This window comes from Paenibacillus sp. Aloe-11 (assembly GCF_000245715.1).
Classification (GTDB): domain Bacteria; phylum Bacillota; class Bacilli; order Paenibacillales; family Paenibacillaceae; genus Paenibacillus; species Paenibacillus kribbensis.
This window is the reverse complement of sequence record NZ_JH601059.1, coordinates 1-11599: the sequence shown is the minus strand read 5'-3', so window position 1 is coordinate 11599 and position 11599 is coordinate 1. Positions and strand designations below refer to the sequence as shown.

Sequence of the window (11599 nt, the reverse complement as noted above, 5' to 3'; positions counted from 1 at the left end):
AAGAGCTAAGGAAGAGGCTGTATCCAGAGAGGTTGAAAAACCATGAAACAAATGATTGTACAGTGCCAGCAGCAGATGACCCAAATGGCGCTGTTGGAAGAGGGACGATTGGTTGAATATGCGGCAGAGCTGCCACGAAAACGGGGGATTTTAGGTTCTTTCTTCAAAGCGAGGGTAGTCAATGTGCTGCCGGGTATGCAAGCCGCTTTTGTTGACATTGGACAACGAAAAAATGCTTTTTTATATGTGGATGACGTACTTCATGCTCATTTGGACAAGCAGCCGCAGGTAAAACCGTCCATTTCCGAACTGTTAAAGGTGGGTCAGGAAATTGTTGTACAGGTATTAAAAGAGGCTGTTGGCAGCAAGGGAGCCAGAGTGACAACTCATTTTTCACTTCCGGGTCGTTGGATCGTATACATGCCCCGCGCCGACTATGTGGCTGTATCCAAGAAAATCGAGCGTGAGGGAGAACGTACCCGTTTGAAAGCAATGGGGGAACAGCTGCGCACGGGTGAGGAAGGGATCATTATCCGTACCGTTTCGGAGGAAATGAGTATAGAGGCGATTGAAAATGATCTGGACCAACTACGTCAGCAGTGGGCGCTCATTCAGCGTAAAGCTGGTGAATCCTCCGCTCCATGTGAACTACACAGGGATTTGAGCATCGTTCAACGCTTGATTCGGGACGTGTTTACCCCGGAACAGGATGAGCTGGTCATTGACAGCGAGGAACAGGCGAAGGATGCGGAAATCATGCTGCAACAGATTGGTCCGGCGAAAGCTCATGTGAGCATATTCCGTAGTGCAGAAGAAACGATCTTTAATGCCTATGGTATCAACCAGCAGCTGGAACGTGATTTTGCACGAAAAGTATGGCTTCAGGGCGGCGGATACATTGTCATTGATCATACGGAGGCATTGACCGTTATCGATGTGAATACCGGTAAGTTTACGGGCGGCAGCAATCTGGAAGAGACGGTGACCCGGACTAACATCGAAGCAGCCGAAGAAATTGCCCGGCTGGTGCGAGTACGCGATATTGGTGGCATTATCATCATTGATTTTATTGACATGGAGCAAGAGGAGAACCGTAGGGAAGTATCCTCTGTTCTGGAGGCCAGGCTAAAGAAGGATCGGACCAAATCATATGTTGTGGGCTGGACGCGGCTAGGTCTTCTGGAAATGACCCGTAAAAAGGTGCGTGAGGAAAAGACGCTTGTGTAGAGCAATCTGTAAATCAAAATCATTTCAAAACTAGAGGTTGAATGTGGATGAAGCTTGTGCTATACTCACTTAGTATGTGTGATGCGTAAGTTTGGCTGCACATGCTGTAACCGCTCCAATCAGGTACTGAAGTGCAGTATCCTTTGGGAATCTGCCACCTGCTATTAGGCGAGTCTGAGAAATAAGGAGGTGCAAGCAAATGTACGCAATTATCGAAACAGGTGGTAAGCAATACAAAGTTCAAGAGGGCGACGTATTGTTCATCGAGAAGTTGGAAGCGAACGATGGTGAAACTGTAACGTTCGACCGTGTTCTGGCAGTGTCTGGCGACAATGGCTTGACAGCAGGTACACCGCTTCTTTCCGGAGCTTCTGTAACAGCTAAAGTTGAGAAGCATGGTAAAGGTCAAAAGGTCATTGTATACAAATACAAACCTAAAAAGAACTATCATGTGAAGCAAGGTCATCGTCAACCGTACACGAAAGTGACGATTGAAAAAATCCAAGCGTAAGAGGGTGCGATAAGTGATTATCGTGTGCATTATACGATTGGAGGATGGCAGCATACAGGGATTTTCTATTAAAGGCCATGCGAATTACGCCAAGTCTGGCGAGGATATTGTATGTGCTGGTGTTTCAGCGGTAACTGTAGGAACTGTCAATTCGATCGGAGCTCTTACGGACGTTGAAATGGAAACAGAAATGGAAAACGGCTTTTTGAGCGCGTATTTTCCTCCTGAAAGTCATCATGTTACTAACGCACAGGTTCAACTGCTGCTGGAGTCTATGGTGATTATGCTGACAAGTATTGCTGAATCATATGGTAGGTATATTCAAATAGAAAATAAACAAAGAAGGAGGTAGACATCATGTTGAAATTGACATTGGATCTTCAATTGTTCGCATCGAAAAAAGGTGTAGGTTCCACGAAAAACGGACGTGACAGCAGATCGAAACGTCTTGGCGTGAAACGTGCTGACGGTCAAGCAGTTACCGGCGGTAGCATTCTGGTTCGTCAACGCGGAACGAAAATTCACCCGGGCGCGAATGTGGGCATCGGTAAGGACGACACTCTGTTCGCGAAAGTGGACGGCGTTGTGAAGTTCGAACGTTGGGGCCGTGATCGTAAAAAGGTGAGCATCTACCCGATTGACGCTGCTCCAGTAGCAGCTACTGTAGAAGCTTAATAGCGGCTTAGACACGCTGAAAAGCCTCCGGCACTTTTGTCGGAGGCTTTTTTGCATGATGGTAATGAACTGGAAAGTCAGTCTGTGCTATACTGGATTAAGGTTATTTAATAATTCATTAATTATGGCAGAACGGAGAGAAGCCATGTTCCAGCGGATAAGAGCGCCTTATTTGGCGTTGGGTTCCATTCTGATTCCTTTGGTTTTTTCACTGCTCTATCCTGAAGGTTTAACGATTATCATATTAGCTGTATGGTCTGTTGCTGCTGCTTGTTTTGGCATGTGGTATACGCATAGACAGGCTGAGAATGAGCGTAAAGCTGCTTTGCGTTCGTTGGAGCATACAGCTATCGCAACGCTTAACCATCATCGACATGACTGGATGAATGACCTACAGGTGCTTTATGGCTATATTCGTATGAATAAGCATGATAAATCAGCTGATTATGTGGAAACAATAAAAGAGCGCGTGGCCGAAGAAAGTAAAATATCCAAGCTGGGTATTCCTTCACTGGTATTTTATTTGCAGTCTTTTCGCGTAAACGCCGGGAATTTACAGTTGTCGGTACAGGTTGAGGAGCATTTAAAGTTGGACGCTGTCATGTCTCCCGAAGACGGCGAGTCGCTTGCCTCGGCTGTCATAGAAACGGTGCGTGCATATCAATACGGCAGTGGCCGGTCGTCCTGGGGAGAAGTGCGCAGATTGACACTGTTTTTCGGTATGGATCAGAATGATGTTATTGTCCGCTTTGAAGGAAGTGAAATACCTGCCGATTCGAATTTTTTAAAGCAGGTCAGATCCGTACACGGAAGTGAACGCATTCGAACAGAGAAGCTCCCAACAGGCGAAATGCTTCAAATTCGGATGGAGTGCCAGACATAAGGAAGGTGTAACCATGTTTGTAGATAAAGCGAAGATTTTTGTTAAAGGCGGCGACGGTGGAGACGGCCTAATTGCGTTTCGCCGTGAAAAATACGTTCCTGAAGGAGGTCCGGCTGGTGGCGACGGAGGGAACGGGGGAGATGTGATTTTCCGTGTAGATGAAGGATTGCGTACCTTGATGGATTTTCGATACCAACGGCATTTTAAAGCCCAGCGTGGTGTCAAGGGTCGTAACAAATCTCAACATGGAGCTAATGCGGAGCATATGATTGTACGCATACCACCGGGAACAGTCATCACCGATGATGATACGGGTGAAGTATTGGCAGATATGACACGCCATGGACAACAGGTTATCGTAGCAAAAGGAGGGCGCGGAGGACGCGGAAATATTCGTTTTGCTACGCCTAGTAATCCAGCGCCTGAGTTGGCTGAGAACGGTGGAGAGGGACAAGAACGTTATATTACCCTTGAACTAAAGGTGATGGCTGACGTAGGCTTGGTCGGCTTCCCTAGCGTAGGGAAATCTACATTGCTGTCAGTCGTATCCTCTGCAAAGCCAAAGATTGGCGCCTACCACTTTACAACGATTACCCCGAATTTGGGTGTCGTGGATGTGGGTGATCATCGTAACTTTGTGATGGCTGATCTCCCTGGGTTGATTGAAGGAGCCCATGAGGGCATTGGGCTGGGGCATGAATTTCTGCGACACATTGAGCGGACACGCGTTATTATCCATGTCGTCGATATGGCAGGCTCGGAGGGACGCGATCCGTTTGAAGATTGGACTAAAATTAACGACGAATTAAAGCAATACAACGCAAACTTGGCGGAACGTCCACAAATTGTCGCAGCGAATAAAATGGATATGCCGGAAGCGGAAGAAAACCTGGCACAATTCAAAGAGCAGGTCGCTGCTGTGCGTCCGGACTTGGAAATTATGCCTATTTCCTCGCTGACACGCCAAGGCATCAAAGAACTGCTTTATCGGGCTGCTGATTTGCTGGATCAAATACCGGACGAGCCGGTCGTTGAGGAAGTAGCAGAAGTTAATGAGCGTAAGGTATTTAAGCTGGATGCGGCAGAAGACGAAGGCTTTACGATTGTACGTGAGAACGACACGTTCGTCGTGCATAGCCCTAAAATTGAGCGCATGATGAAACGCATGCAACTCAATTCGCACGATGCCATTTTGAAATTGGCAAGAACGCTGCGCCATATGGGTGTGGATGCCGAGCTGCGTAAGCGTGGTGCCACAGATGGTACATCTGTACGGATCGCTGATTTCGAGTTCGAATTCGTGGAAGGCAGCAGCTACTACTAAAAATGAAATAATAGTCTGAGATGGACGGTTACTGCACTATAGGGATTTCTATAGATGGCAGTAGCCGTTTTTTGTATGGATAGCTTGCCGATTTTCAGGAGTTTCGATATAATGTCCTCTATACAAAAACATAAGTCTTTGAGGAGAGGACGTTCGTGAAAGAGCGCTATTACTTGGTACGGGAAGATATTTTGCCTGAAGCCATTGTGAAGACAATACAGGTTAAATTACTGCTTGCTTCAGGAGATGTTAAAACCGTGCATGACGCCGTGGAGCAAGTTGGGCTGAGTCGAAGCGCGTTTTATAAATATAAAGATGGCATTCATTTGGTCAACCAGCTGGAGCGTGAGCGAATTGTCAATATCTCCATTGATTTGGAACATCAATCCGGCATGCTGTCCAGAGTGCTTGGCAGGGTGGCGGATTACGGAGGCAATGTGCTGACCATCCAGCAGAGCATTCCGCTACAGGGCAGAGCCAACGTAGTCATCTCGGTGGAAATGTCCAGACTAAGCGAAGAACTGGGTGTTCTATTAGAAGGCCTGGAAACCATCTCTGGCGTCAAACGTGTCCGCCTGATTGGGCAAGGCTAAGGGCTACACCGCCTATTAGATAAAAGTTAGCAGGAGGGGAATGGATGAAACCGGTCAAAGTAGGATTGTTGGGTTTAGGTACGGTAGGAACGGGAGTTGTTCGAATCGTAGAAGGAAATCAGGAAGATTTGAGCAGACAAGTTGGTTCACCTATCATTATTGAAAAAATAGCTGTAAAAAATATTGACAAATATCGATCCATTGAAGTGGATGGTGCTAAGCTTACGGAGGACCCATGGGAAGTCATTCGTGATCCTGACATTGATATCATTATCGAAGTCATGGGAGGTGTTGATCAGACCAAGGAGTACATTCTGGAAGCGCTGGAGCGAGGCAAGCACATCGTAACAGCCAATAAGGACTTAATGGCTTTGCATGGCTCCGAAGTATTAGCTAAGGCGCAGGAAAAGCAATGTGATGTTTTTTATGAAGCCAGCGTAGCAGGCGGGATTCCGATCATTCGCACGTTAATTGAGGGTTTTTCCTCCGATCGTATCACCCGTATTATGGGAATTGTGAACGGTACAACAAACTTCATTTTAACTAAAATGAGCCAGGAGGGGGCCTCGTACGAGGAGGTTCTGAAGGAAGCGCAGGAGCTTGGATACGCTGAAGCCGATCCAACTTCAGATGTAGAGGGACTGGATGCCGCTCGTAAAATGGCTATTCTCGGCACACTTGGTTTCCGTTCTGATGTAGAACTCAAGGATGTAAGTGTCAGCGGTATTTCGAAGGTGACCAGTGAGGATATCGCTTTTGCCAAAAAGCTAGGATATGAAATGAAATTGCTTGGCATTGCAGAGCGTCAGGGCGATGAATTTACGATCAACGTTCAGCCGACGATGGTACGCAAGCAGCATCCATTGGCTTCGGTGAACGGGGTATTCAACGCAGTGTATGTGCATGGTGAAGCAGTGGGTGAAACGATGTTTTATGGTGCGGGTGCAGGCGAAATGCCGACGGCTACATCGGTTGTGGCTGATCTGGTAGCCGTTGTGAAAAACCTCAAGCTTGGCGTGAATGGGCTTAAAGCAATCGTACCTTACAACCCCAAAAAAATCAGTAATGACGAAGATGTATATTTCAAAAATTTCGTGCTTTTGCATGTGGATGATAAAGCCGGGGTATTGGCACGGATTACGCAGGTATTTGCTGAATTCAACGTCAGTCTGGCATCTGTTGTACAGCAACCGAATGAGGCTAATCCCGATGCAGAAATTATTATTGTAACGCATTTGGCCAGCAAGGCGAGTATGAAAAAGGTTTTGGAGCATTTTGAAACTTTGGACGTGATTCGCCGCATCAAAAGTGTATATCGGGTAGAAGGATAGTCAATAAAAGCAGGAGGAATTGTCTGTATGACCGTTTTGAAAACAGCAAGGGTGCGTGTGCCTGCGAGTACCGCCAACCTGGGCCCCGGTTTTGATACATTGGGCATGGCGTTATCCTTATATGCATGGATTGAACTGAAAGAGGCCGAACAGACGGCTTTCCATCTGTACGGAGATGAAATGAATGGTGTTCCGCAAGATAAAACAAATCTGATTTACAAGGTAGCACAAATGGTTTTTCGAGAAGCTGGCGTAGCTGTTCCTGAACTGGATATTTCGATGTACTCGGATATTCCGCTTACCCGTGGCTTGGGCAGCAGCGCTTCCGCCATTATAGGCGCTCTAGTGGCCGCCAATACACTGATCGGCTCGCCTCTGTCGGATTCCAAACTGTTTGACATGGCGAGCGCTATTGAAAAGCATCCAGACAATGTTGGAGCCTCCCTGTTTGGCGGCATTATTACTGCCGTGTGGGATGGTAAGCATGCCAAGCACTTACGGATTGAGCCGGATATTAATCTGGAGGTTACGGTAGTCATTCCAGAGTTTCAATTGTCTACGTCCAAGGCCAGAGAGGCGCTGCCCGAGCATGTATCCTTAAAGGATGCTGTATACAATGTAAGTCATGCTTCGATGCTTGTAGCAGCATTGGCATCGGGCCGAACAGAGTTGATCGCTGAAGCGATGAGTGATCGGCTTCATCAGCCTTACCGCGCAGCCCTTGTACCGGGGATGACAGAGATTCTGCAGGATGCGCACCATCATGGTGCCCTAGGAGTGGCGCTCAGCGGTGCTGGACCGACACTCCTGGCGTTGACCGACCGTCGGGAGAATCGGAAAGCGGAGCTGGAACAGTATTTAACGGATACGATGAGTAAACAGGGCATCAATGCCTCCGTGTTAAAATTGCGCCCGGAGAGTGAAGGCGTTAAAGTATATACGGAAGGGAATACACTTTCTTTTATGGATATGATAAAAGGGGAACTTATGAAATGAAACGAATTGCACTTCTTCCTGAGGGGACCGTTTCTCATGAGGCGATTAAGTATTTGCTAGGAGATACGCCCTGTGAATTACTATTTTATAAGCACATAGCAGACGTGTTTCAGGCAGTAGACAAGGGGGAGGCAGACTACAGTGTCATTCCCATTGAGAATACGATTGATGGCTCTGTAAGTTTACACATGGATTGGCTTGTACATGAAGTAGACATTCAGATGCAAGCGGAATGGATATATCCTTCCATTCAAAACCTTATTGGACATCGCAGTGAATTTACCAATGACCGGGGCGAGCTGGATTTGAGCAAAGTGGTCAAAATTATGTCTCATCCCGTAGCGCTTCCCCAGTGTAAGGGTTTCATACAGGCTTTCGCTCCTCAAGCTGATTTGGAGAGTGCAGGAAGTACGGCGGAAGCTGTCGAAATTGTTAAGCATAACCCTGGTAAAGGCTGGACCGCTCTCGGAACCAAGCTTGCGGCTGCCAAACACGGACTGGATATCTTGGCCAGTAAGGTGACGGATCACGACAACAACTTTACCCGTTTTGTCCTGATCGGTCATCAACCTATGAGTCTCCCGCGTACCCCTGATGGACAGCGGACCAGTATTCTGGTTACACCGCCGCAGGATTTTCCGGGAGCACTGCATCAGGTGTTATCCGCGTTTGCATGGCGCAGGTTGAATCTGTCCCGTATCGAATCGCGTCCAACCAAAAAGCAACTGGGCAATTATTATTTTTACATTGAAATTTTGGAGTCTCTGCATTCCGTTCTGCTCCCGGCAGCCTTTGCAGAGATTGAGGCTTTGGGGTGTCAAGTACGTATTCTTGGCTCTTATCCAAGCTACAAGTATGTTGAAGCAGCGATCGAACCAATTGTAAAGGAACAATAATCGGAGGTGTGGTTTTAATGGCAGAGCAATGGATTTATCTGGATGGGCAGCATGTAACGAAGGAAAACGCAAAGGTTTCTGTATATGATCATGGTTTCTTGTACGGAGACGGTATATTCGAAGGAATCCGTATCTATAACGGCAATATTTTTAAGTGCAAAGAGCACTTGGACCGTCTGTATGATTCTGCGAAATCCATTCAGTTGAGCATTCCGTTATCTCAGGATGAAATGCTGGAAGCGATGGCTGAAACGATTCGCCTTAACGAAATGCGTAACGGATATATCCGCCTGATTGTATCTCGTGGTGCGGGGAATTTAGGACTTGATCCTCTTCGTTGTGCGAAGGCAAGTGTCATCATCATCGTGGAGCAGCTCGCCATTTACCCGGAGGAAGCTTACTTGACCGGCCTGAAAACGATCTCTGTCTCCCAGCGTCGCAATATCCCAGATGCTTTGAATCCGAAGATTAAATCGTTGAACTATCTCAACAATATCCTGGTGAAGATTCAATCTAACTATGCTGGTGTGGGCGAGGCTATTATGCTCAATTCTCAAGGCTATGTGACAGAAGGCTCCGCGGACAACATTTTTATTGTCAAAAACGGAGTGCTTTATACACCGCCTTGCTATTTGGGAGCACTTGAGGGCATAACCCGTAATGCTATCATTGATTTGTGCGCCGAGCTTGGATATGCGCTCAAAGAGCAACCTTTTACATTGCATGATGTATATGTGGCGGATGAGGTCTTTTTTACAGGAACTGCAGCGGAAGTGATTGCAGCTTATGAAGTTGATGGTCGTACGATTGGTTCCGGTGTTGCTGGTCCAGTGACTTTGGAGCTGTTGGCCGAGTTCCGGAAAATCGTCGATCAGGACGGCTATAAAGTGTGGCAGAACTAAAATAAACAGTGAATCCTTTTGACAGGATGCTCGCAAGAGTATTCAGTTGAAAGGATTTTTTTGTTTGTATGGGGTCATTCGCCCGGGAGGTGCATAGGATGTAATAACAGAAGCCGGGCGTTTATCCCGCCCAAACGAAAGCTAGGAGGTTTGTGACCTGTGAAAATACACATCGTCAAAAAAGGTGACACCCTGTACTTGCTGGCACAGAAGTATAATGTGGCACTGGAGAAAGTTATTGCTGCCAATCCCCAATTGGCTGACCCTAATCAGCTGAGCATTGGCGAGAAAATCAAAATCCCGACAGATCCTGTTACGATGGAAACACAACCGTCAACGGTGTATCAGCACAAGGTTAAGCAAGGAGACACCTTGTGGAAGTTGTCCAAAGCCTGGAATGTACCGCTTAAGCTAATTATTAACGCCAATCCCCAGCTTAAGAATCCCAACGCTCTTTTGGTTGGAGAAACAGTTCATATCCCACACTATAAGGAAGAAGCCTCTGACCCTGTGGAAAATAAAAAAAATACCGCAGTTAAACCAGAGATGACGCAGCCTAAAGCTGAGTCCCCAGTCGAGTCCCCAACCAAGCAAGAGCTTACCCAGCCTAAGGAGGAGTCGAATCACCCTAAACCGGAGAATATCCCTAGTCCTAATGAACAGATGATGCAGCCGAAAGAAACAGAGAATCCTCCTAAGCTTCCCGAATTAAAACTGCCGGAAGTTCCCATGGTACCAGTGAATCCTGCTCCACCTCAAATACAACCCATAGTTACCCAACCGGCTCCGCCTAAAATGCAGCCCATAGTTACACCACCAGCTCCACCTCAAATGAAACCTATAGTTACTCAACCGATTGCACCGAAGCCACAGCTTCCAGTAAATGTGGAGAAGAAGCAACCCGTAACTGAAAAGTTTTGTGTTTACACAAGCTCGAAGTCGATAATAAATTCTCCATGGCCAGTACAGCAGCCAACATTTGATTACAGCCCACAAATAAATACAATGCCGAACTCGTGGTATCCGGGTATTGGGTCTCCTCAATCTTGGGGGAATGCTTCTGTAAATACCTCCTTTGCAGAAAATGCCTCTCCTTCTGTAGCTCCAATTCAGAGCTATCATCATGACTGTGAGCATCCATGGAGTTGGGGACCTGTGCAAACAGCGCCTATAAATGCCTATCCAACACCTTATCCTGCCTATTCAGATTGCTGCATCCCTGGATATTATCCGGGTCATGAAGCGTCTGAAAATACATCCTATCCTGTCAATCCGTCATTTATTCATCAATGCTACCCACAGCACCCTGAGAGTGTAGTTCAGGGCAGTCAGTGGGGCCATGAATGGGGTGGACCTCAATACGGTTTGCCTGCAAGTGGATACGTGTCCGACTATAGCCAGTTACAAGGACAACAGTCAGCGAATTCTCCCTATCATCCATTCTCACATGGGAATGCACCTGTGTACCCACTAGAGGGATATACGACACCCTACATGTTTATGCCGGACTGTGGTCGCAGGGAAGGGAATACGGAGTCTGCAACATTCCAGGGAGTGCAGGACAATGCTAACAATCTGACTGTTTCCTCTCAAAATGAAGCTGATTCTTCCACTAAACCAAAAGACGGGAATGCGCGTAAAGGTAAAACAAAGGTCGAATCTAGCAGTACAGCCAAGGAAGAAAAATCCCAAGCCAAGATTTCGGGAAATAATAGTACTACAACGAAGCAGAAAAAACGTAAGCTGACAGCAGCAGCATCTCGTTCTTCATCCTATAGTACCAACTCGCGTAAAAATCCATGGATTAGGGACTGATAAAAACCTAAATAAAAGAGACTATTATTCTGCCTATAGGGAATGATGGTCTCTTTATTTAAATCCAGCTAATTATTGATATAAAAAAAGGTGTTGCTAATCAGGATGTTTATGTGGTATATTCTTGTAGCTGTCTTTTACGAGATGGTAAGCAACACGAGCAAAGGAAAATGCTTAAAAAATCTTCTTGAAAAAAAAGTGTTGCAAAGATTTGAGAAACATGATATATTATTTAAGTCGCCGCTGAGACGTGGTGGTGAAACGAAGTAAGAACAAAATCAAGATATAATGTAGGTTTGATCTTTGAAAACTGAACAACGAGTGAGTACGGATTTTGTTCGCAAAATCCACCGCTGAGATTTTGGTGCATGCCTTCAGGCTGTATGAAATCGAAGCAACAAGAGATATTTTATCTCGTCAGATTCAAAATGAGCTAATCGCTCTTT

The 11599-nt window shown here is 46.5% G+C and carries 12 protein-coding genes and 1 other annotated feature; all 12 genes read left to right on the top strand.

Going from position 1 to position 11599, the window contains the following annotated elements; translation table 11 throughout:
* The first annotated feature begins 42 nt into the window (after positions 1-42).
* Positions 43-1227 carry an Rne/Rng family ribonuclease gene (locus WG8_RS18220; RefSeq protein ID WP_007431691.1) on the top strand — a complete coding sequence of 395 codons (1185 nt, stop codon included), beginning with the start codon at positions 43-45 and terminating at the stop codon, positions 1225-1227.
* Positions 1228-1325: 98 nt separating this feature from the next.
* Positions 1326-1413: a sequence feature (ribosomal protein L21 leader region), on the top strand.
* 13 nt (positions 1414-1426) lie between these two features.
* Positions 1427-1738 (top strand): 50S ribosomal protein L21, encoded by a 312-nt coding sequence (gene rplU, locus WG8_RS18215; RefSeq protein ID WP_007431690.1) that lies wholly within the window; start codon positions 1427-1429, stop codon positions 1736-1738.
* Positions 1739-1751: 13 nt separating this feature from the next.
* Complete coding sequence (locus WG8_RS18210) at positions 1752-2090, top strand: ribosomal-processing cysteine protease Prp (RefSeq protein ID WP_007431689.1); 339 nt, start codon at positions 1752-1754, stop codon at positions 2088-2090.
* Positions 2091-2095: 5 nt separating this feature from the next.
* Positions 2096-2413, top strand: coding sequence for a 50S ribosomal protein L27 (gene rpmA, locus WG8_RS18205; RefSeq protein WP_007431688.1), 318 nt, complete (start codon positions 2096-2098; stop codon positions 2411-2413).
* Between the two features lie 145 nt (positions 2414-2558).
* Complete coding sequence (locus WG8_RS18200; protein WP_043891254.1) at positions 2559-3296, top strand: Spo0B domain-containing protein; 738 nt, start codon at positions 2559-2561, stop codon at positions 3294-3296.
* A 13-nt stretch (positions 3297-3309) separates the two neighbouring features.
* Entirely contained in the window at positions 3310-4620 is a 1311-nt protein-coding gene (gene obgE / locus WG8_RS18195) for a GTPase ObgE (protein ID WP_007431686.1), read from the top strand.
* A 155-nt stretch (positions 4621-4775) separates the two neighbouring features.
* Positions 4776-5213 (top strand): ACT domain-containing protein, encoded by a 438-nt coding sequence (locus tag WG8_RS18190; RefSeq protein WP_007431685.1) that lies wholly within the window; start codon positions 4776-4778, stop codon positions 5211-5213.
* Between the two features lie 44 nt (positions 5214-5257).
* The gene (locus WG8_RS18185; protein ID WP_007431684.1) at positions 5258-6544 is read left to right on the top strand and encodes a homoserine dehydrogenase; all 1287 of its coding nucleotides are present in this window, start codon (positions 5258-5260) and stop codon (positions 6542-6544) included.
* A 27-nt stretch (positions 6545-6571) separates the two neighbouring features.
* Positions 6572-7540, top strand: coding sequence for a homoserine kinase (gene thrB, locus WG8_RS18180; RefSeq protein WP_007431683.1), 969 nt, complete (start codon positions 6572-6574; stop codon positions 7538-7540).
* Positions 7537-8436 (top strand): prephenate dehydratase, encoded by a 900-nt coding sequence (gene pheA / locus WG8_RS18175; RefSeq protein WP_007431682.1) that lies wholly within the window; start codon positions 7537-7539, stop codon positions 8434-8436. The genes thrB and pheA overlap by 4 nt, the downstream gene beginning before the upstream one ends.
* 17 nt (positions 8437-8453) lie before the next feature.
* Entirely contained in the window at positions 8454-9338 is an 885-nt protein-coding gene (gene ilvE, locus WG8_RS18170; protein ID WP_007431681.1) for a branched-chain-amino-acid transaminase, read from the top strand.
* A 159-nt stretch (positions 9339-9497) separates the two neighbouring features.
* The gene (locus tag WG8_RS18165; protein WP_007431680.1) at positions 9498-11153 is read left to right on the top strand and encodes a LysM peptidoglycan-binding domain-containing protein; all 1656 of its coding nucleotides are present in this window, start codon (positions 9498-9500) and stop codon (positions 11151-11153) included.
* Positions 11154-11599 lie beyond the last annotated feature (446 nt).

Excerpts from the sequence above, each read along its gene's own strand:
- WG8_RS18200 (WP_043891254.1), top strand. The coding sequence starts at position 2,559 with ATGTTCCAGCGGATAAGAGCGCCTTATTTGGCGTTGGGTTCCATTCTG.
- WG8_RS18220 (WP_007431691.1), top strand. The coding sequence starts at position 43 with ATGAAACAAATGATTGTACAGTGCCAGCAGCAGATGACCCAAATGGCG.
- rpmA (WP_007431688.1), top strand. The coding sequence starts at position 2,096 with ATGTTGAAATTGACATTGGATCTTCAATTGTTCGCATCGAAAAAAGGT.
- rplU (WP_007431690.1), top strand. The coding sequence starts at position 1,427 with ATGTACGCAATTATCGAAACAGGTGGTAAGCAATACAAAGTTCAAGAG.
- thrB (WP_007431683.1), top strand. The coding sequence starts at position 6,572 with ATGACCGTTTTGAAAACAGCAAGGGTGCGTGTGCCTGCGAGTACCGCC.
- pheA (WP_007431682.1), top strand. The coding sequence starts at position 7,537 with ATGAAACGAATTGCACTTCTTCCTGAGGGGACCGTTTCTCATGAGGCG.
- obgE (WP_007431686.1), top strand. The coding sequence starts at position 3,310 with ATGTTTGTAGATAAAGCGAAGATTTTTGTTAAAGGCGGCGACGGTGGA.
- WG8_RS18185 (WP_007431684.1), top strand. The coding sequence starts at position 5,258 with ATGAAACCGGTCAAAGTAGGATTGTTGGGTTTAGGTACGGTAGGAACG.
- ilvE (WP_007431681.1), top strand. The coding sequence starts at position 8,454 with ATGGCAGAGCAATGGATTTATCTGGATGGGCAGCATGTAACGAAGGAA.